At 55.6% G+C, this 26618-nt stretch carries 22 protein-coding genes; 4 read left to right on the plus strand and 18 right to left on the minus strand.

Translation table 11 applies throughout. The annotated features are described in order from the left end of the window. Nucleotides 1-102: 102 nt before the first annotated feature. Nucleotides 103-2253, plus strand: a complete 2151-nt coding sequence (locus PUT07_RS34545; RefSeq protein ID WP_274473389.1) for a DNA topoisomerase III — start codon at nucleotides 103-105, stop codon at nucleotides 2251-2253. 684 nt (nucleotides 2254-2937) lie between these two features. On the opposite strand, the gene PUT07_RS34550 is transcribed toward PUT07_RS34545, so the two are convergent. The 4 genes from PUT07_RS34550 to PUT07_RS34565 all read right to left on the minus strand — a co-directional run bounded on the left by PUT07_RS34550 (nucleotide 2938) and on the right by PUT07_RS34565 (nucleotide 4956). Next, nucleotides 2938-3297: a hypothetical protein gene (locus PUT07_RS34550; RefSeq protein WP_274473390.1), complete on the minus strand. Its 360-nt coding sequence runs from the start codon at nucleotides 3295-3297 to the stop codon at nucleotides 2938-2940. Between the two features lie 104 nt (nucleotides 3298-3401). Next, nucleotides 3402-3872, minus strand: a complete 471-nt coding sequence (lspA, locus tag PUT07_RS34555) for a signal peptidase II (protein WP_274473391.1) — start codon at nucleotides 3870-3872, stop codon at nucleotides 3402-3404. 161 nt (nucleotides 3873-4033) lie between these two features. After that, complete coding sequence (locus tag PUT07_RS34560; protein WP_274473393.1) at nucleotides 4034-4666, minus strand: HAD hydrolase-like protein; 633 nt, start codon at nucleotides 4664-4666, stop codon at nucleotides 4034-4036. After that, on the minus strand, nucleotides 4660-4956 hold the full coding sequence (locus PUT07_RS34565; protein ID WP_274473395.1) for a hypothetical protein: 297 nt from the start codon (nucleotides 4954-4956) through the stop codon (nucleotides 4660-4662). The genes PUT07_RS34560 and PUT07_RS34565 overlap by 7 nt, the downstream gene beginning before the upstream one ends. 162 nt (nucleotides 4957-5118) lie before the next feature. Here PUT07_RS34565 and PUT07_RS34570 point away from each other — a divergent pair, with 162 nt between their 5' ends. Together PUT07_RS34570 and PUT07_RS34575 are read left to right on the plus strand one after the other, a co-directional pair. Continuing rightward, nucleotides 5119-5676 carry a hypothetical protein gene (locus PUT07_RS34570; RefSeq protein WP_274473396.1) on the plus strand — a complete coding sequence of 186 codons (558 nt, stop codon included), beginning with the start codon at nucleotides 5119-5121 and terminating at the stop codon, nucleotides 5674-5676. A 161-nt stretch (nucleotides 5677-5837) separates the two neighbouring features. Then, nucleotides 5838-6110: a hypothetical protein gene (locus PUT07_RS34575; RefSeq protein WP_274473397.1), complete on the plus strand. Its 273-nt coding sequence runs from the start codon at nucleotides 5838-5840 to the stop codon at nucleotides 6108-6110. Nucleotides 6111-6232: 122 nt separating this feature from the next. On the opposite strand, the gene PUT07_RS34580 is transcribed toward PUT07_RS34575, so the two are convergent. The 14 genes from PUT07_RS34580 to yyaC form a co-directional block, all read right to left on the minus strand. Next, nucleotides 6233-7570, minus strand: a complete 1338-nt coding sequence (locus PUT07_RS34580; RefSeq protein ID WP_379241334.1) for an LLM class flavin-dependent oxidoreductase — start codon at nucleotides 7568-7570, stop codon at nucleotides 6233-6235. Between the two features lie 27 nt (nucleotides 7571-7597). Continuing rightward, a complete protein-coding gene (locus tag PUT07_RS34585) occupies nucleotides 7598-8212 on the minus strand; it encodes an RraA family protein (protein WP_274473399.1) in 615 nt (204 codons plus the stop codon). A gap of 45 nt (nucleotides 8213-8257) precedes the next feature. Beyond that, nucleotides 8258-10207, minus strand: a complete 1950-nt coding sequence (locus PUT07_RS34590) for an IucA/IucC family protein (RefSeq protein ID WP_274473400.1) — start codon at nucleotides 10205-10207, stop codon at nucleotides 8258-8260. After that, the gene (locus tag PUT07_RS34595) at nucleotides 10204-12027 is read right to left on the minus strand and encodes an IucA/IucC family protein (RefSeq protein WP_274473401.1); all 1824 of its coding nucleotides are present in this window, start codon (nucleotides 12025-12027) and stop codon (nucleotides 10204-10206) included. Before PUT07_RS34595 ends, PUT07_RS34590 begins: the two co-directional genes overlap by 4 nt. Before the next feature lie 10 nt (nucleotides 12028-12037). Continuing rightward, nucleotides 12038-13276 (minus strand): MFS transporter, encoded by a 1239-nt coding sequence (locus PUT07_RS34600; RefSeq protein ID WP_274473404.1) that lies wholly within the window; start codon nucleotides 13274-13276, stop codon nucleotides 12038-12040. A 10-nt stretch (nucleotides 13277-13286) separates the two neighbouring features. After that, nucleotides 13287-15050, minus strand: coding sequence for an IucA/IucC family protein (locus PUT07_RS34605; protein ID WP_274473406.1), 1764 nt, complete (start codon nucleotides 15048-15050; stop codon nucleotides 13287-13289). A gap of 20 nt (nucleotides 15051-15070) precedes the next feature. After that, nucleotides 15071-16438 carry an aspartate aminotransferase family protein gene (locus PUT07_RS34610; RefSeq protein WP_274473407.1) on the minus strand — a complete coding sequence of 456 codons (1368 nt, stop codon included), beginning with the start codon at nucleotides 16436-16438 and terminating at the stop codon, nucleotides 15071-15073. A gap of 141 nt (nucleotides 16439-16579) precedes the next feature. Further along, complete coding sequence (locus tag PUT07_RS34615) at nucleotides 16580-17056, minus strand: helix-turn-helix transcriptional regulator (protein WP_274473408.1); 477 nt, start codon at nucleotides 17054-17056, stop codon at nucleotides 16580-16582. A 33-nt stretch (nucleotides 17057-17089) separates the two neighbouring features. After that, on the minus strand, nucleotides 17090-19042 hold the full coding sequence (locus PUT07_RS34620; protein WP_274473409.1) for an AraC family transcriptional regulator: 1953 nt from the start codon (nucleotides 19040-19042) through the stop codon (nucleotides 17090-17092). A gap of 428 nt (nucleotides 19043-19470) precedes the next feature. Beyond that, nucleotides 19471-19908 (minus strand): rhodanese-like domain-containing protein, encoded by a 438-nt coding sequence (locus PUT07_RS34625; protein ID WP_274473411.1) that lies wholly within the window; start codon nucleotides 19906-19908, stop codon nucleotides 19471-19473. Between the two features lie 107 nt (nucleotides 19909-20015). Then, nucleotides 20016-20903 carry a LysR family transcriptional regulator gene (locus PUT07_RS34630; protein WP_274473412.1) on the minus strand — a complete coding sequence of 296 codons (888 nt, stop codon included), beginning with the start codon at nucleotides 20901-20903 and terminating at the stop codon, nucleotides 20016-20018. Between the two features lie 411 nt (nucleotides 20904-21314). After that, nucleotides 21315-22292, minus strand: a complete 978-nt coding sequence (locus PUT07_RS34635) for a phosphotransferase enzyme family protein (protein ID WP_274473413.1) — start codon at nucleotides 22290-22292, stop codon at nucleotides 21315-21317. 669 nt (nucleotides 22293-22961) lie between these two features. Then, nucleotides 22962-24770 (minus strand): ABC transporter ATP-binding protein, encoded by a 1809-nt coding sequence (locus PUT07_RS34640; RefSeq protein ID WP_379241340.1) that lies wholly within the window; start codon nucleotides 24768-24770, stop codon nucleotides 22962-22964. A gap of 12 nt (nucleotides 24771-24782) precedes the next feature. Continuing rightward, nucleotides 24783-25274 (minus strand): spore protease YyaC, encoded by a 492-nt coding sequence (gene yyaC / locus PUT07_RS34645; RefSeq protein ID WP_379241345.1) that lies wholly within the window; start codon nucleotides 25272-25274, stop codon nucleotides 24783-24785. A gap of 144 nt (nucleotides 25275-25418) precedes the next feature. Between yyaC and PUT07_RS34650 the strand changes: the two genes are divergently transcribed. Next, complete coding sequence (locus tag PUT07_RS34650; RefSeq protein WP_274473418.1) at nucleotides 25419-26603, plus strand: glycosyltransferase; 1185 nt, start codon at nucleotides 25419-25421, stop codon at nucleotides 26601-26603. Nucleotides 26604-26618: the final 15 nt, after the last annotated feature.

Raw genomic sequence — 26618 nt, forward strand, 5'->3', positions numbered from 1 at the left:
ACAATTTTTTTATTCCCATTTTTCCGCCCTGCTTCTATCATTTGAAAAGAGCTCCGGTTTGGCTTATGCTAATTTGTAATTAGAAATGAGGTCGTTATTGCTATGAAAACTCTTGTACTCACCGAAAAACCGAGTGTCGCCAAGGAAATTGCCCGCGTCCTCGGCTGCACGCAGAAGCAGAAGCATCATTATGAGGGCCCCAAATATGTCGTTACCTGGGCGCTGGGGCACCTGGTTACGCTTGCTGAGCCTGATGATTACGATGCCAAATACAAAACGTGGAATCTGGAAGATCTGCCTATCCTCCCTGAGCGAATGAAGCTCAAGGTATTGAAGGAAACCTCGCATCAATACCGCGGCATCGAGCAATTGAGCCGCCGCGGCGATCTCGCCGAGCTGATCATCGCCACGGATGCCGGGCGGGAAGGCGAGCTCGTCGCCCGCTGGATTATGGAGCTGATCCGCTGGAAGAAGCCGTTCAAACGGCTTTGGATTTCGTCGCAGACGGATCAGGCGATTCGCGACGGCTTCGCGCAGCTGAAGCCGGGCACGGATTACAACCGGCTGTACCAGGCCGCCGTCTGCCGTTCCGAGGCCGATTGGCTGATCGGCCTTAATGTGACGCGCGCGCTGACGAGCAAGTTCGGCGCGTCCTTGTCCGCCGGGCGTGTACAGACGCCCACGCTGGCTATGATGATCGACCGTGAGAAGGAAATCCGGGATTTCCGGTCTGTTGACTACTGGTCGATCGAGGCGGATTTGGGCTCTTTCCGCGCGGTGTGGCGGGATCCCAAAACCGGCGACACGCGTATCTTCGACCGCGAGCGCGCCGACGGCCTGAAAGCGAAGCTGCAAGGGCAGAGCGGCCGCATCGTGAGCATTGCGAAGACGGAGAAACAAATACCGCACCCGCTCGCCTACGACTTGACCGAGCTGCAGCGCGACGCCAACCGCAAATTCGGCTTCTCGGCCAAACAGACGTCGAACGTGCTTCAGCGGCTGTACGAACAATACAAGATCGTCACGTACCCGCGGACGGATTCCCGCTATCTCACCTCGGATATGGCGCCGACGCTCGCCGGCAGAATCAAGGGCGCAGCCATCGGCCCTTATGCGCCGCTTGCCGCCCCGCTGCTGCGCAAGCCGCTGGCGATTACGAAGCGTATTGTCGACGACAGCAAGGTTTCCGACCATCATGCGATTATTCCGACCGGCGAACCGGTTGCGCTGGCGAGCTTAAGCGCGGATGAGCGCAGGCTGTACGATTTGATCGTGCGCCGCTTCCTGTCCTTGTTCTACGGGCCTTGCCGGTACGATGAAACGAAGCTAACGGTCGAGGTCGCCGGGGAGAAGCTGCATGCCTCAGGCAAAGTCGTCAAAGACGGCGGCTGGAAAGAAGTTTACGGCGCGAGCGACTTCAGCGATCCGGACCGCGATGAGACGGACAGTGATGACGATCCGTCCCAGCTGCTGCCACAGGCGAAGGAGCAGGATGCCGTCACCGTCAAGCAGGCCCGCCAGCTCAACCGGCAGACGAAGCCGCCGGGCCGCTATACGGAAGCGTCCTTGCTCGCGCAGATGGAGAAATGGGGGCTTGGCACGCCGGCAACGCGCGCGGATATTATCGAGAAGCTCGTGTCCTCGGACACGATCGAGCGCCAAGGCTCGCAGCTGATCCCGACAGGCAAGGGCAAGCAGCTGATTGAGCTGGCCTCGGAGGAGCTGCGGTCGCCGGAGCTGACGGCCAAGTGGGAGCAGGAGCTCGAGCGGATTGCCAAAGGCAAAGGCAGCATGGAGCAGTTTTTGAGCGGCATTCGCAAGAAAACGGTGGAATTGGTTAGTGAAGTGAAGAAAAGCGACGCGGCTTACAAGCCGCATAACCTTACGGGCAGCAAGTGCCCGGATTGCGGGGAGTTCCTGCAGGAAGTCAAGGGCAAGCGCGGGCGTTATCTCGTCTGCTCCAGCCGCGAATGCTCCTACAAGCGCGAGGCCGACGGACAGCTGACGAACCATCGTTGTCCGCAATGCCATAAGAAGATGGAAATCCATAACGGGAAGTCCGGTAAGTATTTCCAATGCCGTCCATGCAACGTCGTCGAGAAGGTTGACAAAGACGGCTCAGGCGGAGGCGGCCGCCGCGCCTCGGCCAAGGCGAACCGCCAACTGATCGAGCAGTACTCCGATCAGACCCAGCTTGGCAGTTCGCTCGCCGAGAAGCTGATGGCTGCTATGGGCCAGAAGAAGGACGAATAGCGCTCGCCAGGCGGGGATATCGTCTCCCCGGCAGGGGGTGAGCGGACCTAGCCTCTCCGCCACGCGCGGATGGCATCGACCTCCGCATAAGCCTCTCCGCACGATGCGCCCGGCGCTCGTCCGCCGAGTCTAACGGACTCAGCGAACGCTATTCCTGCGAATAGCGCGGCATTTCGCCGCTTACGGACACCAGAGACCTTATTTGCCGATTTCAGGGCGTTTTCCCGCCCAAATGAGCAAATAACGGCCGCGGTGTCCGTTACTTTTCCGATGAAGCCCTATTGCTTGCAATAAGGGCTTCCCTGTCCGTTAGCGAGGCCCGCCCCCCGCGCGAATTGGCATTGGCCCCGCACGGGATAAGCGGAACCTGCCTCTCCACGCTGCGCCCGGTGCTCGTCCGCCGAGTCTAACGGACTCAGAGGACGCTATTCCTGCGAATAGCGCGGCATTTCGCCGCTAACGGACACCAGAGACCATATTTGCCGATTTTCAGGGCGTTTTCCCGCCCAAATGAGCAAATAACGGCCCCCGTGTCCGTTACAATTCCGATGAAGCCCTATTGCTTGCAATAAGGGCTTCCCTGTCCGTTAGCGAGGCCCACCCCCTCGCGTTCATCCGCCATGCAGGCGGAGCACAAAAAAACCAAGCGAAATCTGCCCCCCGGCAGCTCTCGCTTGGCTTTTTTTATCCCTCTGCAGCCTGTTCCATGATCTTTCCTTTGACCGCAAGCTGAAGCTGCTCCAGACTCGTTATGCCGAGACTGATCAGCGCTTCCCCTGCTTCCATATTAACGTTCGCCAGTATATGCATGCTTGTATTCGGTACAAGTGATTTGCGAAATTCGTGAAATAGAACGGCATTATACGCTTTGAGCACCGTCATGAATTCCACCGTCGGCGGAATGAAGCCGCGAATTTCCGACGCTTTCCAGAAAAACTCCCTCACGTGGATAATGTCTGCGCCGGTCCGGTTCAACTTGCGGATCATGACAAAAAATTCATCGATTAAAGCCTGTCTCTCCGGCCTCATGCTCCCATCACTCATGCTACCATCTCCCAGTTTAACTTCAACCCGGTCTGTAACCGTCTATGGAAAGCATATCACATTATAGTACCTTTGATCTACAAAAATAGTTTATAAGTCCTATATTAAGGAATCGGTTTTTCCTTACCAAAGCCTCTATGCCGAATGGAGAGAAACATATCCACCACATACAGCACCACGCCCAGGTTAATCGCCAAGTCCGCAATATTCATAATGCCATCTCCTGAACGGAAGACGATAAAATCCGTCACCTTCCCGAACAACAGCCGCTCAATACCATTCCCGATGGCCCCGCCAACGAAGAACGCTGCCCCGCACTGCTGGAGGATGCTCTGCATGCGCCCCTTGTGCCGGTAATAAATGATCACCGCGACGACGACAACGGAAACAACGCCCAGATAGGGTGCCCAGCCCTGAAGCGAGCTCCCCGCCGCCCCCGTATTTTGGTAATACGTGAAGGAAACGATGTCTTTATAGAACGGCATGGATTCCCCCACACTCAGCATGGAGCGGACCCAGACTTTCGATAATTGATCAATAGCTGCAACGACGATAATGATGAGATAGAAAAGCATAAGACTCCCCCTATTGGCAATGTGCTCCTTCTCCTCTATTCTACATGACAGGACGTGGGAACTGCGAATGTTGCGACTAACGCCGCCGCTTACCGCCCCCCTCCATCCAAATGCAATACAAATAGCCGCCCCGGACCTGCCCAGGCAGCTACTTCATGTTCTCATACTCCCAGCAAGGTTCTCAGCAGCTCTCCTGGCGTATGAACCAAATAATCCGGTCCCCCTCTGAGCAGCAGACGCGGCGCGTCATACCCCCATGTGACCGCAACAATGGGCACGCCCAGCTTCTTGCATGCCTCGATGTCTCGCAGCTCGTCTCCGACATAAATCATGCGGGAAGGCGTGGTCCCCCACTGCTTCATAACTTTGCGAATGGAGTGATGCTTGCCGAACAGCAGTTTCGCCGAGATAATTTCTTTGAAGGCGCCGTCCATTTTGTTATTTTTCAGAAACGTACGAATGTTAGCCTCCGAATTGGAGGAAAGAATGGAGCACTTCACACCCTGTGAAGAAAGCTTCGCGATGACATCTTTCATACCCGGAACGATATGAAGCGTTTTGATATTCTCTTGATAGAGCTGTCTGCCCGCGACGATGAGCTTGGGAATCTGCAGTGCCGGCACACCCAGCCGGTCGACCCGCTCTGCGATGGAAAGCGACCGGAGCAGCGCCAGATCCGTATCTCGAATCCTGCGAAACTGGTGCTGCTCTGCCATTTCATTATACAGCTTGACGAGCAAAGCTCTGGAGTCGACGAGTGTGCCATCGAAATCAAAGAGGATATGTTTCACCATTCGGTTGTATATACAAATAAGGCCGGACCCTCAGTCGGCACTTCTTTGATTTGATTATGGGCAAATTCCTCAAGCGGATCTTTGACGATATGCGGATTGCTGACGTCCCGCAGATCTTCCCAAACACAAGTTATACCGCGTCCATAAGCATCCGCATTGCCGGCATACATTTTACAGCCTTGACAGAACTGCTCTTGCTGATGGGCATCCAACTTGACGATTTTATTTCGGAGACAGCAGTAAATTTCATTGTCTGCATTACATACATTAACGTGAGTGATTAGAGCCATTGTCAGTCAACTCCCTTGCGGCACATTTTGTGTGTAAAGTAAGTTTATCGCACTACTATTAAGTGTATGACAGTTTTTTGTAAACGGAATAACATTTCTCATGACAAGCTGCCTAAATTTGCTACAATATGAAAATGGAATAACCCGATTGGAGGATCCTTCATGCAGGATTGGATGCATCTAGCCATCCCTTTTCTTATCATCGGCTTTATCATTTATCGTCGAACGAAACGTACGATCGGCTTTCAGAGGCTGGCCAAACGGCGGCTCAAATTCCGTCTCACCCTGTTCAGCCTGCTCGGAATCGTGATTTTCCTGCTAGGCTTCGTCCATCCCAGTCATTTCATCGGCTATGTCATCGGCCTTGCTGCCGGCGCAGGTCTGGGAATGACCGCCATCCGCCACACCCGCTTCGAATATCGGACGGACGGCTGGTATTACCGGACGCACCTCTGGATCGAAATCGCCGTCCTCGTGCTGTTCCTCAGCCGCATCGTTTACCGGTTGGCCTTCATCGCGCTGTCCCCGGACCCGGCCAGGATGAACCCGGCAGATCCGATGCAATTCACCGAGGACCCTTTGACTGCAGGCGTCTTCTTCGTCCTCGTCTCTTACTATGTGCTGTACTTCACCTACTTGCTTCGCGAAGAAATCAAGCTGGATGCAGGCGCAGCATCCGTATCCGCCGATGAAGCAGCCGGTCCGCAAGCCGCCAAATAACAGAGAGCTGTCTGCAGGGTCCATCGCGACCCTGCGGACAGCTCTTTATGTCCCGGCATGCCGCTCGCGCAAATAAGCTAGAATCCGACAACGGTTTTCGAGCGACATTGCATCCGGAGTGAGCTAACCTATGAAAAAGGATTCATAGGAGGGCAACCATAATGAGAGATTTGGAGTTCATTGCCTTAGGCTTGTTCGTTGTTGGTCTCATGTTGTGTCTGTGTATCGACGTATTCAAGAGGAATAGAACGATGATGCTCTCCTATCAGAATCAATCTGAAACCGAGAATGCCGTGAGAGTCATTGAAGTATTCGAGGGATTGGAAGAACCGGAGGAATTGGTGCCTGCTGCAGGGTTGAAAGAGGTCGTCTATCCGATGTATATCGATTGCAGCCGCAACGTGCCGCAGCCTGTACAACCGCCCGCTTGCTGACGGGCTTTTCACATAAGAATGACCAAGAATGACGGAAGGCTGCGCGCCTTGCGTCATTCTTTTTGTACTGAACCTGAAGAGACGCCCCATCTTGGAGCGCCTTCACTTAAACCTTCTTTCCCCTAACTGCCGGTTGGGGTTGCAAGCTCACGGCGGGATGCCAGCCCGAGATGTTCGCGAAGCGTCGTGCCGCTGTACTCCGTCCGGTAAATCCCCCTATTCTGCAGCTCGGGAATGACCTTGTCCACGAAATCATCCAAACCGCACGGCAGCAGGGGCGGCATCAAATTAAATCCGTCCGCTGCTCCATTCTTCAGCCAACGCTCCATCACATCCGCAATCTGCACAGCAGTACCTGCGAAAGTAAAATGCCCTCTCCCGCCGGCCGTACGGATAATGAGCTCGCGAATCGTCAGATGCTCCCGGCGTGCCAGATCCACATAGAGCTGGAACCGTGCTTTCTGCCCTTGAATTTGATCGATAGACGGAAGCGCCGCCAGAGGCAGAGGACCGTCCAACGGATAGTCAAACAAGTTCACTTTGAGCAGGTCCGACAAACTGCGCACGCCATATTCGGAAACGGCCAATTCATTCAGCTCCCGCTCCTTGTCCCTGGCCTCCGCTTCCGTGTCTCCGACAAAAGGAATGAAGCCGGGAAGAATGATAACCTCATTCTCCGAGCGTCCGAATTGGCGCATTCTGCTTTTGACATCGGTATAGAACGCTGCGGCGTCCTCCATCGTATTTTGCGCCGTGAAGATCACTTCCGCGAGTTCGGCGGCAAACTGCTTCCCGTCTTCCGAGGAGCCGGCCTGCACAAGAACAGGATGCGTTTGCGGCGAACGCGGAATGTTGAGAGCTCCTTTAACGGAGAAAAAGTCGCCGTTGAATTCAGCGCCCTGAATCCGGCTTACATCCGCATAGATGCCGGAGGGCTTATCGGCGAGCAGCGCATCCTCCGCCCAGCCGGCCCACAGCCGTTTGGCCACCTCGACGAACTCCTTCCCCCGATCATAGCGGACTTTGTGGTCCAGATGCTGCTCTTTGCCGAAATTGTGCGCTGTGGCGTCGCCTGTCGAAGTCACAATGTTCCATCCGGCACGACCCCCGCTAATGTGATCGAGCGAGGCAAACTTCCTGGCGATATGGTACGGCTCGTTGTAGGTGGTCGAAGCTGTCGCTGTCAGACCGATATGCTTCGTTACCGAAGCGATGGCGGACAGCAGCGTGAATGCCTCCAGCTGGGGAATGACGCGATATTTAATTAACGGGGTTAAACGATATTTCTCCGCCAGGAAGATCGAGTCCATCTTCCCGCGCTCGGCGGTTTTGGCCAGCTCCTGGTAGTAGCTCAGGCTGGTGGCAAGCTGCGGCTGCGCATCCGGATGCCGCCACGAGGCCTCATGATGACCGGTGCTCAAAATAAATAAGTTCAAGTGCAGCTGTTTTCCCTCTTTCACTCCTGTCACCTCATCGCCCCCATTGATCTATGACGGCAGTATATAGCCGTACTCTTGTCTTCTCCGCTCTTCTTTCTGCTGCTTCTCCAGCGCCTTGAGCCCGATCTCCGTTGCTTCCTGCGGGTCTATGACGAACACCCCGTCATCGTCTCCCACGACCAAGTCCCCGGGCTGAACGCTGACGCCGAACACACTGACCGGCGTATTCACTTCGCCTTCCAGCTTGAGCGTCCTTGTGGTCAGCGCGCTGATCCCTTTGGAATAGACGGGGAAGCCCAGCCCCGTAATCGCGCGAACATCCGCTGCGCAGCCGGACACAATGACGCCCGCCACCTTCTTGGCGATGGCCGCATACGTCCTGAATTCGCCCCAGCACGCCCGCTGCTCGTCGCCGGACATATCGATGACGAGCACATCGCCGGGCTGCACCAGCTCCATCGCTTGGGTGATGGCGCTGGAGTCAATATGCGGTGTGCGTACCGTTACCGCGTTCCCCAGCAGCCGAATCGGCCGGAACAGCGGCTGGGCGCCATGCAGGAACCCGAAATCCGTCAAGTGGCCGATGGTGGACGGACTAATATCGCGATATAACTCCAGAAGCTCTGGAGTAACGCCTTGCACTCTCGGTTGAATACGAAACATAGTGAGATCTCTCCTCTCCTTCTCTCCTTTACTTAACCGGCTTAACTAACTCCGGCTCGTCAACTGCGCTTCCTTCACCGCCCCCGGTTTTCCAGGCAGTAAGTGGAACGGGTTTGCCGCTTCGCCCTGACCGAAAGGCATGCTGCCCGGCACCCGCATCGTCTGCTTCTTCAGCAGCGGGCGCACAAGCTGCTTCCATGGCCATTGGGCCGCTGCAAATAAGGCGTTATGCAGAACCTCCGCAACCTCGGCAGGCAGCTCCGCCTTAGCCATCGCTTCCTCCAGGCAGCTCTGCAGCTCCTGCCACAAGCTCGTTTCGCTAACTCCATAATATTGGGAGACGCTTCGCAAAATCGCGTAGCCGTTCACCTGAATGCCGAGCATCTGGAAGAACGTCAGCAGCTTTTCCGGCTTGTCGTGATACAGGGAATTCGGATACCCTTTGCGCAAGGTGTATGCAGGATCCTCAAGACCGTTCGCTTGGAGCCAAGGCACATGAACGCGCAGAGCATCATGGTCGCGGAGCAGCAGCCCCGCGATATGCCCATGCTTCCACACGAGCACGCAGTTCTGACCGTGAACTTCCGGCATCATGCCCAGCTTGAACAAGCGGAAGCAGATTTCGAAATAGGTGGCGAGCGATTCGCGGAATAGCCGCACGACCGCCGCCTCGCTTACGTCCGATCCAACCAGCCTCAGCCATTCGTCATAAAGATGGCCGTTCTCCTTGGATTCGTGAACCGACAACGCCGACATCGGCAGCAAACGGACGTCGGCATCCTGCACGAGCTCAGCCGGATATTCGCGAATCATCGTCGACAGATGCCTCGGATAATCGGCGAACAGATCGCGGTCTTCCGGCAAGTACGCCCACCATTTCGTTTCGTCGCATAGAAACAGCTTGTGCTTCAGCACGGCATCGCGCTCCAACGCTTGCCGCATGACCCCTTCCGCCTGCTGTCCGTTCATCAGCTTGATGGCAGACAAATAGCGAAGACCACCCAGCGAGTAGATGCCCAGCGGCAGCTTGACATGGTAAGGGCCTTCCTTCTCTGGCATCAACGATCGAACGGACGAGGTCGCGTAGAAGGTCCCGGTCTGCGTCTCCAGCGGAATGCATATCCCCTCTTCCAGCTCTCGCTTGATCTGCTCGGGCAATATCGCCGACATCTGCCATGGGTGAACAGGGATGGCTGTATAGGCGCCATCGCCAAGACCCCGCCGGTTCATTTCATCGCTAAGCTGCGCACGCTCTTCCTTGGAGAGCAGCAGGTCGGCCGGGACCAGCTCCACACGATCATCCAGACCGGATACGACATAATCCTGTTTCACCGCCATCCAGTTAAGCGCAATCGGACGACCGAATTCAGCCGTATAGCTGCGGCATTCTTCATAACCCCAGCCCTGCTTCACCTTCGAGACCGGGTGGAAGGGTCTGTCACGGTAAGCTGCTTTCCGTTCCGCTTCCAGCAAGGCAGCCGCCTGCGGAAGCTCCAGAATAGGTGCCGCCGGCTGTTCGTTCTCCAGCGCGAAGGACGTTTGCAGCAGCGTCTGCTCCATCATGTGCAGCAGTTTCACAGCGCCGTAAGGATCAACGGTTACGGGATCGTTCGCATACAGCGTATATGCATTCTCCATCAGCTTCATAGGACCCATTTCGACTACGCGGATGGTCTGTTCGTGAAGCTTCACTTGAAACACGCCATCCTCGGCGGAGTAACGGTAAGACTGCACGATGGCTGATCTTACGGGAAACACGATGACAGCATCCGGGAGCTGCCAACGAAACATATGCGTTGCCAGCCCGCCCTCCGATTCGAGCCGCTCTTGAACGGCCTTCATCTGCGCATCCTGTGCCGCAAGTGCATCCCATTGCTCCTTGGTCAACAGCTCCACACCTGCATGGCCCTCCAGAAATTGTTCGGCCAGCAGGGTGTTCACCAGATCTTCCATCATCCGCTGCTCAGCTATATAGCCGGTATTGTCCTTCTTCATTGCGTACGGCCTCCTTGTGGCATTCGATAATGGGCCAGCGGATTCGGAACATGCTTCGGATCGACCTCCATGTCCTTCCACAGCCTTCTTCTTGCTAATTGTTCGATCCGAATCGTATCAGAGAACAGATCGTATTTCGCAAAGTTAGCTGCATGCTCCGGATGCTCCTGCTCGTACTGCCGAATGACATCCGCAACCATTTGCCAAAACTCCGTTTCCTTCAGTCCATAACGCTCGTGCATGAAGATGCCGATATCGCCTAAGCACACGAAGAAAAAGGCGCTGTGCAGAAAATCCTTCACCGCATCCAGATCGTCGGTCTGCATATAGGAATGGCGGTTGATGGCCCGGTGAGCGGCCGGCTCCAGGTTCAGCTCCGGGCAAGCCTCCGGCTGCGGCAGCTGAGCCTTGGAGAAACGCAGGCCGTCGTGGAAATCCTTCAGCGCCAGTCTGACAGGCAGGCCGTCTTGATGAATGAGCACGATATTCTGAGCATGGGATTCCATCGCCAGCCCGTGCGCGAACAACATGTGAATCAGCGGCGTGATCGCCGTTTCGAGCAGCTGGCGCGTCCACGCTTGAAGTCCGTACCGGGAGATCCAGGGATCGATGAACGGCTTCTCGCCGTCCAGATAGGTGACCGAGCTTAATGGAATGGCCGATTCCCCTTCCTTCAGGAAGCGGTGCACGCTTTGTCTCCACACGACGCCTAAGTTTCCATAAGCTTGCGGCTGGGAGTCGGCGGGAAGCTTGTCGTATTCGAAGGTGATGCCGGCGAATTCCGCCAAGAATACGAATCCCAGCTTCTTGGCCGTTTCATCCTTCTCCGTCAAAGTTAGCAGCCAGCGGGAAACGAGCGGGGCATTCAGTACCGTATGCTTCGCGAGCATGCGGCGCGTTGACGTATTGGTGATGTTCAGCGCCATCTTCATGTAGGCTTTCTCCCGATTGGACGCATTCGCCCAACTGCGAATAGACTGCTGCGCATAATAAACGTCCGTGCCGCTGCCGAGCTTGACGATCGATGCGTCTTCCAGCTGCTCCCGGAAGGCTGAAGTAATGACGTGCTCCCACTGCCAGGGATGCACCGGCATAAACCTGTAATCTGCAGCCTGGAGCCCTTTCTCAGTCAAAATAGCTTCAAACTGGCGCAAGGTTTCACTGCCCAGCTCATACGCGATAATGGCCCGGTAGTCCTCCCCCTCCATTACGGAGAGCAGGCTCTGGCCTTTGGCAACCGCAAGCCAAACCGGCTGCAGCCGCTGGCCGAACTCAGGGCCGTACCGGGCGTTCTCCTCCATGCTGAAGCCGATTCGCGACTTGTAGCACGGGTGATACGGATGTCCGTCCAACAAGCTTTCCAGCTCGTCATAGCTGCGTTCCTGTCCGCTCGGAGGCAGCGACGCCCGGTACGCTTGTGCCTGAACATCCTTGGCGAGCGTGCTCAGCAGCTCCTCTAGCAGCATGCCGAGCCGCTCTTGGTCACGCTGCGCTTGGCCGAGCACTTCTGCCACGAATTGGGCCAAAGCCGCTGGCCCCCATTCGCCGCTTCCCTGCCGGCGCCTGATCGTTTCTCTGGCCAGACGAATGCGCCCGAACGTAAATTTACGTTTGGCCTTGAAGCGGTAGGAAACCTCTTCGCCTTCGGCTGTCTTGCCTCCCAGAATGAGCTCCCCGTCGAACTTAGCCCCCGGGACACCGCTGAGCGGTACGGCAATTTCCTCATAGATCACAGCTTCAATTAACTGTCCGAGCACCCTTTCCTGCACGTTGGCTTCATAGGCTGCCGAATGGACCGGGGCTTTATGTATCGTGTTCATCCTATACACCTCATTTGATTAATTCCTGACCGCCCGCCAAGGCGGCCGGATCTTCGCGCTGCGCGATGTGCGGAAACACTTTCACGCGCATCCAAATAATCGAGATTAGCAGCAGAGCCGCCATCATAATGAAAATCATCGGCAGGCCGAAGCCCGACGCTACCGCTCCCATGCCGAGCGAGCCGGCCAAACCGCCCAACAGCACAGCGCAGTTGACATAGCTGTAAGTCCGGCTCTCCATGCCTGCCGGCGCGTATTGACGAACGAGCACGTTCATCGACGGCATCATGCCGCCAATACAAGCGCCCGTAAAGAACCTTAGGGCGATTAACTGCCATAATTGATGGACGAACGCCTGCGGAACGGCGAAAATGATCGCGCCGAATACGGCATAGACGAAAACCCGGTGCGAGCCGATTCGATCACCGAGCTTGCCGAGATGCGGGGCGGTGATCATATTCGCAATCCCCATCGCCGCCGAAGTAATGCCGGCAAGCACAACCACATTGTCCGAACCTGTCGCCAATTGCTGGACATACAGCGGAATAAGCGGCAGCGTGCCGATCATGGCCGCCCGCAGAATGGCCGAGGAGACGAACATCGAGGCCATCGGCTTCCTGGCTACGATCAGCTTGAAATCCTGCAGCATATCCGTCCTCTCCGCCGATTTCTCCTTCTTCTCGAACGTCTCCCTCACGCCGAAAATGACGATCAGCGCCGCTGCGAAAATACTGATTCCGGTATAGAAGAATACCTCCCGCAGACCGAAATGGTCCGCCAATAGCCCGCCTAGCAGCGGCCCGCATATGGTGCCGGCCACAGCTCCCGAATGCAGGATGCCCAGCGCATACCCGCTGCGCTCTTTGGGCGTATTGGTCGCGGTCAGCGCGACGGCCGCCGGTCCGAATCCGGACAGCACGCCATTGACAAGGCGCAGCAGGAGCAGCTGCAAGGGGCTGGTGGCGACGCCCATCAACGTGATCGTGACGGCCATCCCGAGGCCGGAGCGCACCAGCATCATTTTGCGCCCGTACTTGTCAGCCAGCCTCCCCCACAGGGGTGAAAACAGGAACGCCGTGAGCAGGTTCGCGCCATAGATCATCCCGGACCAGAACAGCACTTTTTTCGGATCGGTAAGCCCAAGCTCTTGCAAGTACAGCGGTAAAAAAGGGGTAATGGAGCTTGTGGACGCCATCGCCAGAAATTGCCCGACATATAGAATGAACAGGTTGCGTTTCCATTTATCCAAGGTAAAGACCTTACTCTCTTATGGGATTGGGAATATCGACAAACAGCGGTGTTTCTCCTCTTGCCAAGAAGCAGCTCGTCAAGTTCGCCTTGGCCGGCAAGCTTTCCCCATGCAGCAAGTCATCGATATAAGTCGTCAGCCGGGCGTCGGCAGCGGAACGCTCCTGCCGCAGCACCGTTTGAACGACGCGCCAATAGAGCTCCTCCTCTTCGCGGTTGTAAGCCGCCAGCGTATGAATCAGCGAGCCCAGGTGGTTCACGAAGAAATAGTATTTCGTCCTCATCCACGTTGCGGATTCCTCATATAACACCGGGGAGCCCGCTGCGACCAGCGTATGGATCCAATCGGCTTCTGCGGCCTTGCGGCGGTCGATACTGACGCCTTCCAGATCGCGCACATAGAAGCAGTCAGGCATACCGCCTTTGAGAGATACCAGCGAGTTCTGCAAATGCGCCTCGAATGCAATGCCGTACTCCGCCAACATATGCAGCAGAGGCAGCATGGAAATGCGCAAATAACCCGCCAGCCACTCACGCAGATCAGGCAGCTGCCCCGATCCGCTTCGCCGTATCGCTTGGATCAGCTTCGGCTCGGCTTGTTCGGGCAAGCTCTCCAGCAAGGAGGCCAGCACATACGTGAATGGATTGGGCAAATCCATCGGCCTGTAGATGACCGTGAGGCTGGAAGCCCATTCCTCGGCGATCCCATCCATCGTTACCCGGCTGTAGCCTGTCTCGGATAGGATCCGGAAGGGGCCCGGTTGCCATTCGTGCCTGATATGGTGCAGCACCCGTGCCGCATCCATCGTCCGCTCAGCCTGCTCATGCGTATTCACACGCAGCAGATTCGTGATTCGAACGTGCAAGGGCAGCTTGTAACCGTATCCTCCCGATGGCTCCCACACGGTTCTTACTGAAGAAGTGGGGTATACGACAGGACCACATAAGCCCAGTGAGACGATCTTCCTTTGAGCGAACATCGGATGGAGCTCCGGCTGCTGCATCATATAATCCGCTTGCCACGGATGCATGGGCAGCAAACGATAGCCGCCGGCGGCGTCGCCTAACTGCTGACGGGCATGCAGGATAACGGATGGCGGAACCGCCCCGGCTTCCCCGTCCAGCCACTCCTCGTAGACGAGCGCTTTGCGCACCGCGAAATAATGCAGCTGGAAGGAAGCCCCTAGCTCGGGGCTGTATGCGGCAAGCTCGCTGAAATCGAAGCCTTCCGTACATTTCGGGTAGGGATGAAACGGATGTCCGTTATAGAGCGACTGCTCCGAACGGACGCATTCCGCTTGCCCCACCTCCAACGCTTGCGGCTGATTCAGATTCAGGTAATGCTCGATGTACAAGCTCATCTTCTTCAAGCTGTTCTCGATTCTAGTCTTGACGATGCGCTTGTTGGCTTCGCTCGCAGCTCCCTTCTCGCGGAGACTCAGTTCTTCCAGCAGCAGCGCGATCAAACGCTCAACCCCGAGTTCACGAAAGAATCCGGCTGGCGAGGCTTCGTAGAAAAAAGCACCGTACACGTGCTGGCCTATGGCCGAATAGTAGGTAATGGCGCCCGTGATCGTCTTGTCGATCATAGGCAAATGAAGGATGAACGACTCACCGTTCTTCGGGAAGGAATCGTAATGCCGGAGTCCCGGCAGCGTGGCCCGCGGATCTTTCATCCCTGTTTCCCTCAAGAAGCTGTTCAGCAATGCGCGAATGGTAGCCCGCTCCGCTAACTCCATACTTTTGGCCGCTGCGTCCGTCTGCTGTTGTAGCATCTATGCTCCCTCGCTTTCCGTTACGCGTCCAAAGCTGCGCAAGCGGCATGGACAGCCTCGCTGAACAATCCGGCAATATCATCCAATTGCTCCTGCGTCACGATGAGCGGCGGCAGGAAGCGCATGACGGCGGAATGTCTGCCGCCAACCTCGAGAATGACGCCGCGCTTGAGGCATTCCTTCTGAATTTGGCTGGCCAGTTTAGGGTGCTGCGGATAATGACCCAATCGATCGGGCTGACCGCTTGCATGCACGATTTCAACGCCGACCATCAACCCTCTGCCGCGCACGTCGCCAATGCAGTTCACATCCTGCTTCAGCTCGTTCAGCCGCATGCGCAGATGCCGGCCTAGCTGCTCCACCTTGGCGGGAATATTATGCTCTTTGATATATTTCAATGTGGCCAGACCGGCTGCCATCGCCATCTGATTGCCCCGGAACGTGCCGATGTGCGCTCCCGGCTGCCATACGTCTAACTTGGCATTATAAATAACGACCGACAGCGGCAAAGAACCGCCGATCGCTTTCGAGAGAACCAACACGTCCGGGATGATTCCGGCATGTTCGAAAGCAAACAGCTTCCCGGTGCGTCCAAGTCCGGTTTGCACCTCATCGATGATGAGCGGAATATTCCGCTCCTGCGTAATTCTGCGCATCTCGCGAACCCATTCCACAGGTGCGGGTATCGATCCGCCTTCGCCCTGCACGACTTCGAAAATCATCCCGGCAGGCGTAACGATGCCGCTCTCGGGATCATCGAGCAAGTTCTCGATGTAGCGCGAACTGATCTGGTGCGTCTGCTCGCCGCCGACGCCGAACGGGCAGCGGTACGCATAAGGATAAGGCATGAAGTGCACATCCGGGATGAGCCCGTTCACCTTCTCCTTCTGCCCGAGCGTGCCGCTCAAACTCATCGCCGCGTGCGTCGAACCGTGATACCCTCCCTGGAAGGAGAGGATGCTGCGGTTGCCTGTCGCGGTTTTGACCAGCTTGATCGCCGCTTCAATCGCATCGCCCCCCGTGGGACCGCAGAATTGGATGCGCGCGTTTCTCGCGAACTCCTCCGGCAGGCTGGCGAACACCTCATCCACGAACTGCTCCTTCAGCGGCGTCATCAAATCCAGCGTATGCAGCGGCCGCTTGCTGTCCAGCATCTGTTTGATCGCCTCGACGACGACAGGATGATTATGACCGAGCGCAAGCGTCCCGGCACCGGCAAGGCAATCGTAGTACACCCTGCCGTCCATATCTTTTACGTAAATTCCCTCCGCTTCTTGAATCGCGATCGGCAGCCTTCTCGGGTATGTTCTTGCATTCGATTCCCGCTTGGATTGGCTTTCCAGATAACGTGTATTTTGGGACTGTTCCGTGACAGTAAGATGAACCATGATCTTCACTCCTTAGTATCTTGTCTGCAGGTCAACGTCATCGTGACTTATCATCACGATAATGATAATCATTATCAGTAAACCTGCATTAAGAATACCAAGGAGTCCTAGCATAGTAAATTCTCCGATTAGATAATGTCATTACTCCGATTGGAGTACGACCTTGTCATGAATGTCCCCCCTCTGCATCATTTGTTTAACGGCATAAATGAAATCCGCACCCGAATCCTCGATGCCCAGCGCCTTTTTCATATTCTGAATATGCTTCTTGACCGTGTTCACACTAACGAACAACTCATCGGCAATTCGCTTAATTGAATAATGGTTGCACAGCATATCGGCGATTTGGCGCTGCCTCTCGCTCAGCCTATCCTTCGTCCCCGCCGGCGGAAGCCCGTAACTATGCCCGTGCCCGCTTCTCTCCCCGGAGGCTGCCGTCGAAACAAGCCGATCTTCCAGACTGGCTCCTCCGTATTCAATAGTCACTTTCACCGAATCATTGATTTGGAGCCGCATCACCTGATCGACCACGATTTGATGCAGATCGACTAACTTAGCTCGCGCCCGTTCATCCGTGGCACTGGAATCAATGGTCATTCGCACTTTGGTTATGGTCATGTCTTATCTCTCCATCCCGTATGTAGTAAGAGGTTATCTAGATTGAAGCGGCCCGTGACGCAGCAGGCTTTCAGCGATTTCATCCACAATAAGGTCGATGGCTATCGGCCCATAGTAGCCGATCCACATTGTCGTATTAACGGTATAGACATGATTGGCTTGTACGGCTCTCAGCCTTTTCCAACCTTCGGATTTGCAATATTCGCCAATCAATTCGCAGTTGGAGTCATCCGTCAGAAGGAATAAATGATCCACATTTTGCAGCTCCTCAAGCGTCGTCCATCGGCTCGATGGCATCTCGGCACTGGCGCAAACCGGAGGCTGCATCCCCAAATCTCCGTACAAAATATCCGCTGTACGATGCGCCTGCGTGTGCAGCCGAAGCTGATTGTCGCGCGGTCTGATTAAAGCGACGGTCTCGCTGCCTAATCTGGCGGCAAGCTCCCTCCGCAGCAAGGCAGCTTTCTCATTGTACGCTGCCAGAACGTCCGGCACCTCCTGCTCCTTGCCCAAAATTTGACCGAACGTACGGAGCGTAGAACGCCAATCCGCGTTCCGTTCCAGTTGCAGCGTCGGGGCAATCTTGACCAACTCGTCATACACTTCCGCTTGCAACTCCGTACAGACGATCAGATCGGGGGCTGCCAGGCGAATGGCCTCCAGATCCGGCTTCTCCTTCGTTCCCATAACTTTGACATCATCCAGCATATGAGAAACATAGGCAGGGAATGTCGAAGCATCGCTAGTTGTGATAACGCTCCCGCAAGGCTGCTTGCCCAGTGCCAGCAGTTGATCGATGTACTGCGCATCCAGGACGATAATATGGTCCGGTGTTTGGCCGAGCGTCAATTGGCCCCTTGCGTGGTCAATCTTCCGTTCCGCCTGCACAACTGCACTTCCCTTCAAGGTCGCATCCGTTGGAGAAGTCCGGCTCTCATAGACGCTTCGTGCGCTTGCCAAAGTCGGCAGCGCGCATACGCTAAGAAGCAGGGATAGTGTAAGTATGAAGCTGACCGCTATGGAAGCTCTAGTGCCGGAATAGGTGTAGCGCGGATTTCCACCACGCTCTTGAAAATGATTTTCATCCTCACTCAACTCACTATACGATTGCAATTTACTGGGAACAATGGGCAATTGCGACGGTTGCAATGGATTATGACGACAGCGCTCCGCTTGGCTGAACTGCTCCCTGAAGCGGCCAGGGGAGACGCCGATGTGCTTCTTGAATATCCGGCCAAAATAGTAGCTGTCCATATATCCGATATCCTCTGCGATTTGGGCCAGCGGTACATCCGTGTGCTGCAATAGCGATTTGGCCCTGCTGAGCCGCAGCTGAATCAAGTAATCCATCGGCCCCATGCCGACCTTGGCCTTGAACAGCCGCTGTAATTGGCGCGCATTGCAGTCCAGCAGCTCCGCCAGCCCCTGCAGCGTCATCTGTTCGGCGTAATGCTCCTGCATATAGCGGATGGCTTGGCCGACCGGCTCCGGGCCGGTCATCTCGCCGCCCTGCTCCTGCACTTGCTCCAGCCATTCATAGATCATCTGATGGAAAATCGCTTTGACATGGAACTTACCCAGCATATCCATCTGCATCCACAGACGGTGCATGTCTTCCATTCTTGAGAACAAAGCAAGCGGCTGCCGGGGTACGAACCCGAATTGCTGGTTAAACGGATTGCTTCTCTCCTGCAGGCGCAGCAGCTCCTTGCGGGACGGCAGCGTCAGCACTGCTTTATAGAACACCATAAAGTATTCGAAGGTCTCCGAGACATTCACAATATCCAGAAAAGTGCCCTTGCCTGCATGACAAATATGGCATTTATCGGCTGCATATACGATATTGTCGAGCAGAATTTGGGCACGCCCCCGCGATGCATATACGAATACGCTGGCCGGAAGCTGGTAGCCATGCACGTGTTCGCCAGGCTGAAGAATGGTGCGGCGCACATCCAGCACTTTAAGCGCTGCATGATTCCACAACATGATTTGCTCCTGAAAAGACAACTTCCCGTACACCCCCTGGCATAAGTTGGATGAGAAGCAATTCAATAGCCTTATTATATTGATACTGATAATCAATATCAATTAAAACTTCCAACCCTTTTCCAATCGATAGGAACGGCCTGTTATCCGGGGCATCAAGCCTAACTGGAATTTCCCCTGTTAGTACAGTGGAATGAACCTCTTTCTGACGTGATAACTGGAGAGTCTCCTGCTAAATTCCATGTATAAGGCACCCTCGGCCGTCAATCGTTATTTTAACTGGCGATATTCCTGCACAGGGCAAAAAAAAAGATGCCCCAAACCATACTGAACGACGACACGTAGGGGCACTTTTACCAAAGTGTCTATCCTATGGGTCATCATTCCAAGCATGGCTTGAAGACATCTTTCTAAAACGTTACTTGCCGTTATCCGACGAGTGGAGCCGCCTGCCCCAACGTGCCCTCCACTTCGTTGCCTTCCTTGCGCCAATACTCGATACCTCCGAGCATTTCTTTCACGCGGAAGCCAAGTCCGGACAGCCGGGCGGCACCTTTCGTAGCACCGTTACATGCCGGTCCCCAGCAGTAGACGACAATCACTTGCTCTTTGGACAAGTGGGCCGTAGCCGCTTCATTGATCTGGTTGGACGGCAAATTGATCGCACCCGGAATGTGGCATTCCTCGTAGGCTTTGCTGCTGCGAACGTCGATCAACACGAAATCGTTCAGCCCATGCTGCAGGTCGTATCGCACATCGGCGACATCCGTTTCGACTGACAATTTATTCATATAATGACGATGCACAGCTTCCGGGGATGCAGCGGGTGTTTCCAATACGAGCGAAAATACAGGTTGTTGATTCATATTCGATAACCTCCATCAAGTTGGTTTTTTACAAGCACTGAATGACTTGAGATGACTATAACACAGTCCCCAACTTTGGAGTTATCGATAATAATCGATAGTATACTTCATTCTTTTTGATAATTGGATGCGTCGATGGTGTCCAGGAAGCCTTTGAACGCGTGGGACTGCCATTTCTTCTTGGCATAAATAAGCTGCGTGTAGAATTTGAACTCCGGATGAGCAAGCGTCACGGCGGCCAGCCTCCCCTTCCGAACCTCTTCCGCAACGACAATTCGCGGCAGCAGAGCGACGCCTAACCCGTACATCACGCATTGCTTGATCGCTTCCAGATTACCGAATTCATAGGATAGCGTGAAGCTGACTTGCTCTCTCTTCAGCGTCCCAAGCAGCATCGCCCGGTACGTGCAGCCCTCCTCGGTCAATATCAGAGATTCCTTCTCCAGATCGGTGATTTGCACAACACTCATTCCGGCATATCTGTGTTCGGGACTCGCAATCACGACCAGCTCCTCTTCACGCAAAATGGTGCAGTGCAGCTCAGGATCCGTGAAAGGCGGATCTAAAATGATCCCTACATCGACCGCTCCCTCTTTCACCGCTTCGATAATGTGCGGCTCGTTGCCCGGCTGAATCATCACACTGATCTCCGGGAAGCGCTGCCGGTACGTCTGCAGATGGGGCGGAAGAAAGAAGGCGGCTAGCGTCTCAATCGTACCAATCGAAAGGATGCCTTTGGACTGCCGCGAGACAACTTCTTTGGATTCCTCATGGAGCCTATAGATGTCATTGGCGTACGTCAGCAGCGCCTCACCGGCCAGCGTCAGCTTCATGCTGCGGCCGAACCGCTCGATCAGCACCGCCCCGTAAGCTTCCTCGAGCTTTTGGATCTGCGTCGTTATGCTCGATTGCGCATAGCCAAGCACCTCCGCTGCGCGTGTATAGCTTCCCCATTTGGCGACTTCGCGAAAGGTTTTCAAATATGTGAGCTCCAACGCGATCCCTCCTTTCATCAACTTGCTTTTCTCCATCATAGCATACTACGCATGTCCTTATAGCTACTGCTTATCCGTGGCTTTACATGTTCAGCTAGGAGCAGGTAGAGACAGATTTATATCATAATGCAGCGTCTTGGTGACCAATTGGAATCAGAGGCTTCGTGCTGTACGTCGTTAGGGGACTGATGAATAAAACAACTGAGTAGCGGTTCCCGATATCCAGGCATGCTTAATTATGACCGATGGAGCAAGCTCGATCTTCATGCCTATCCCGCTTCGCGGCCCAATCTGCATGAGCCTACGGGCTCAGCGATGGAGGCAAGCCACTGCAGGCTAACCGAGTGCGGGAGGATCCGTACGCCCCGTAGAAAGCGTAAACCGTTTGGCCGCGATAAGCCGATTCTCACGCTACAGCCCCTCTAGCAAATCAGCCAATCGGTCCCACTCTTCCGTCAGCCACACGAGCTCTTGGTAAAAGCGCGCCGGCACACCGGCATCCTCCAGGATCTCCGCACGCAACCACCAGACGGATTCGATCAAGTACAACATGCGCAATGCTCGAAGAAGCATGCCCTTAGGCGCGGCAGCATGCTGCCGGTAGCCTTCAAGAAAGGCGCGTACCGCCTCGATCCGGACCCGTTTATTTGTCCAAGCACCCGACAATACGGCGCGAGCGGCATCGATCTCCGGATACGCGACATCCATGCGGTCAAAGTCAACGATACCCGCTACACCCTTCTCATTTAGCAGCAAATTATCCACCCATAGGTCCCAATGCAGCCAACCTGCCGGACTCACGGCCAGCCGTTCACAATCAAGTGCCCGGACATTGCCGATGGCCCGCTCCAACAGCTCCGCAAGCGGCCCGTTCCCCGCCTGTTGCGCCTGCTCCAGATTCGCCTGCAGTCCTGTCAGGCTGGCCGCTTGATCCGGCTTCCATGCAGCCTTCCCCGGTCGAACAGCCCGAAGCAGCCGGTGCATCCGGCCTGTCGTTCGTCCCAGCTCATACATATGGAACTCGCTGATGTCTCCCACCTCCGCTGTGCATCCATCCAGCCATTCCATGAGGGCGTACTGCTGGCCTGCGGCAGTCTCCTGAATGAAGCGGCCTTCCCGGCCAAACACCTGCGGACAAGGCAGCCCCGCCTTAAACAGCTGTGTCTGCAGCTGCAGCGTTTGCTCGATTTTTTTCCTTTTCTCTGGCAGGTGGAGCCTGTACCGGTTCGGATGATAATATTTCACGAAAAATAAACCGCGCTCCGTCTTCAGCTGCCATTTGACATTCAGCCAGCCCTTATGCAGCTCTACGGCGTCATAAACGTTCAAACCGAAATTCGCATGAAGATGGCTTGCGATTTCCTCAAGCACTTGATGATTGGCTGTCATCCTACCGGCTCATCTCCCTCTAATCATCTCAAAACCGGGCATGCCCGGCAAAATCACACCGCGATAACCCCGTTGATTGCGCGAACGCATACGCTTTCTATACGAGCGCCCGCGCAGGAGGAAATACAATCCGCTATTTGTGCAAAATCGCGCACTTTCGCCCATGAAGCGGAAATACAGGCCGCTATCTCAACGAGTCCTCCACTGAAACTAGGCTATTCGTCGAAATAAAGGCTTCAATTTCCCTTTCATCTGCCAAAATCGTGATTTTGGCATAAATAGCGCATCATATTTCCGGCCGCCTTGGACGATCCCTGTGCCCGCCACTCCATCAGCTTCCGCAGCCTGTTCACTAGCCAATGCACGCATTCCATCCCATTTACTCAGCCTATGCACGCAGCTTATTCAAGCAGCCTGTATCACTCAGGCATATGCATGCACCTGCGCCACTCAACCTGAGCATGTAGCCTATGGGAGTAACTTGTGCACGCAGCCTATGGGCACGAAATCCGTGCACGCAACCTGTGCACAGCCTACGGGCACGCAGCCCATACACGCAACCTGTACGCAGCCTCTGGCACGCAACCGTGCACGCAGCCTGCGCCACCGCCGCGCCCGGCTCCGGCCAACAAAACAACGGCCCCCGCACAATACGGGGACCGCCTTCATCTACGCTTCGCCTTCCGCCTTGGCGAACTGCGTGCTGTACAGCCGCGCGTACAGCCCGTCGAGGGCCAGCAGCTCGCGGTGCGAGCCCCGCTCCACGACGCTGCCCGCCTCGATCACCAGAATGTGATCGGCGGCGAGCACCGTGGAGAGCCGGTGCGCGATCACGAGCGTCGTGCGCCCCTGCATCAGCTCCTCGAGCGCCGCCTGCACATAGGACTCGGATTCCGAGTCCAAGTGCGAGGTCGCCTCATCGAGGATGAGGATGCGCGGGCGCTTCAGGATCGCGCGAGCGATCGCGATCCGCTGGCGCTCGCCGCCGGAGAGCCGGTGCCCGCGCTCGCCGACCATCGTGCCGTACCCTTCGGGAAGCGACACGATGAAGTCGTGGATGTAAGCCTGCCGGCAAGCGGCCTCCAGCTCTTCACGCGTAGCGTCCTCCCGCGCGAAGCGCAGGTTGTCCTCAATCGTCGCGTGGAACAGGAACGATTCCTGCGTCACGTACGCGATTTGCGCGCGCAGCGAGGCAAGCCCTACGCCGCGGACGTTCACATCGTCGACCTCGACGACGCCCTCCGTCGGGTCGTACAGCCGCGCGATCATGCCGATCAGCGTCGATTTTCCGGCGCCGCTGGGTCCGACAAGCGCGATCATTTCGCCGGGCTGCGCCTCGAAGCTGACGTCGCGCAGCGCGTATTGCCCTGGCTTATAGGCGAACGAAACATGCTTATACGCCACTTTCCCCGCGACCTGGCCCATCGGCCGCGCATCGGGTGCATCCTTGACATCGGGCACCATGTCCTGGTATTCAAAGATGCGCTGAAACACGCCAAGCGCCGTCCCCAGCTCCACCTGCAGGTTCAGCAGCGTGCCTACCGGCATGTACAGACGGCCGAGATAAGCGGCGAATGCCACGATCGCCCCCAGCGACATCGTCCCGGAGATGACCGAATAACCGCCATACATATAAATAATGGCCGTACCGAGCGGTCCGAGCGTGCTCGTCGCCATGCCGAACCAGCGCCCGACCAAATTCAGCCGCAGCTCCAAGTCCATGACCTTCTGGTTCATGGCCTTGAAATCGGCCTCCTGCTGCTTCTCTCTGCCGAATATCCGCGTCAAAAGGGCACCGGAGATGCCGAAATTCTCATTAAGCTGAGAGGTAATGTCCGAGCGTACCTTCTGCGTTTCGATACGCAGCGCTTTGCGCAGCTTGGATACTTTCTTCACCGGTGCCATGAATAGCGGCAAAATTAACACGGAAATCACCGCCAGCTTCCAATCCAGCGCGAACAAAATGCCAATCGTCGTTACGACAATAACCAGCTGGGTAATCGTCGACACGACCAGGGAGGTAACGACACCCTGCACCGCCTGTACGTCGCCCGTAATTCGCTGCACGATTTCGCCCGACCTGGCGTCCGTGAAGAACGCCATCGATTGTCTCTGCAAATTTTGGAACAGCGACAGCCCTAAATCCCGGATTACGCCTTGGGTTACTTTCGTATTCAAATGGTTCTGCCAGACGCCGAGCACACCGCTAATGACGGGAAGCAGCAGCATGAGCAGCGCCATCCAGGCCAGCAGCCGCATGCTCCCTTGCGGAATCGCGACATCAATGATTTCCTTCATGACAAGCGGCGGGACTAATCCGACCACAGCCCCAAGCAGAGCCAACCCGATAATACCGAGCAGTTGGCTCCAATAGCCCCGGAACAGCGTCAGAATTCTGCGGACGGATACGTCCTTCAGCTTCGCTTTGGGCCGGTCCCGATCGGAGAGTCGCCCTAGACCACCTGGTCCCATTATCATCACCCCTGCTGTCTATTTGAGGGGAAAAGCATAACGGATCGCCCTGACGACCTCATCCGCCATGTTCATCACCCTGTAAAGCGATGTCGTTTGCAATACACTATATTGTCTCGGTCCGTCCGCATTGACAATAGCGGCAATCGTGAAGTCGCCGACGTGCGGCAGCTCTTTGCCAACCGACTTCCCGGGAGCCAGCGGTTGGTTCGAGACCTGGTACATGCCGACGGAAAGCTTTTGACCTAAGCAAGCATCGATCGCAATGACTACGCTGTCCGGCGGAATTTCCCGCAGCCGCGTGATGATGTTGCTGGCATCGCAGGGCAGCTCGAGCGTCCCTATAACATGCGGGTACCCAAGCTCCGTCAGCTTGCTGCCTACCAGCGGTCCCAGGGCATCGCCCGTCGACCGGTCCGTTCCTATGCAGACGAAGGAGAGACTGCTTGTTTCAAGCTTCGACGCCGTCCCTACGGCTTTAAGGAATAAGGCGAGCTGGTCGCCATTCATCTTTTTCCAAAACTGCTCTTGGATTTGCTGCCTTTGTTCCACTTCATCATTACCTCCTCTACAAGCATTTCGTAAAATTTCCTCTACATCAAGGATGAATGATATAATGCGGTCAACTTCTATTCTTTCACAAGGAGGTCTATCGTGTCCACTGTCGGTGTTATCGGAATTATGGGCATTTTAACCTTATTCTATTGGCTCTATGTTACTTTGGACGTGCATAGGGGTCTTGAACTCCTGCGCACGCTGCCGCGGGCGGTCAGTATCCCGGACAAGCCTCCGCTTGTTTCCGTCATTATTGCCGCCAAGGAGGAGGAACGCACGATCAAGGAAACCGTTCAGCACCTCCTTTCGCAGCATTATCCGCGTCTTGAGATCATTGCGGTGAACGACCGCTCCCAGGATGCTACCGGCGTCCGGCTGGAAGAGCTGCGCAAGTGGTCGGAGGGCAAGAACGAGATTCGCACTAAGCTCCAAATTATCCATATCACGCATCTGCCCGAAGGCTGGTTAGGCAAGAACCATGCCCTGTACCAAGGCTACCTGCAGGCCAGAGGCCAGTATTTGCTGTTTACCGATGCGGATATTTTGTTTGCGCCCGGCACGATTACCGACGCTGTCGCTTATATGAAAGAACACGATGTCCACCATCTCACACTGACCCCGCATATGATAGCCAGGGGCCGGCTGCTGAAGGGCTTCGTCCATTTCTTTCTGTTCTCTTTCTCCTTATTCGTCCGGCCTTGGCGGGCTAATCTCGATAACCCGCGGGAACCGGGCATCGGCATCGGCGCCTTCAATATGGTAAGCCGCAGCGCCTATGAAGCGGTTGGCACCCATCAAGCTATCGCGCTTAGACCCGATGACGACCTGCAATTAGGCATTTCGCTGAAGAAAGCCGGTTTCCGGCAAAGAGTGCTGTCCGCCAGACACCATCTTCAGGTGGAATGGTATCGCTCCTTGAGAGAGGCGGTTATCGGCTTGGAGAAAAACCTGTTCTCCGGCTTTCGCTACAGCTACTTCATCGCCCTGCTGGCCTGCCTCGGACAGCTCGTCTTCTTCATCTGGCCGTGGCTGGGCCTGCTCTTCTTGTGGGACTGGCGCGGAGCGGTTTATGCGGCCACCGTCATTTTGCAGATATGGATGTACCGTAAGTTAATGAGCCGTCTGATGAGCAGTAACGGGGAGGAAGCTTATCTGCTTCCGGTCAGTGCGTCGCTGCTGCTGTACACCATCGTTCGCTCCGTATGGCTGACTTGGCGGCAAGGCGGCATCTACTGGCGAGGAACCTTCTACGCCTTACGCGAATTGAAACGAAACGCCAAATAAGCGTTACTCTATGAG

Source organism: Paenibacillus sp. MAHUQ-63, from assembly GCF_028765165.1.
Taxonomy (GTDB): domain Bacteria; phylum Bacillota; class Bacilli; order Paenibacillales; family NBRC-103111; genus Paenibacillus_E.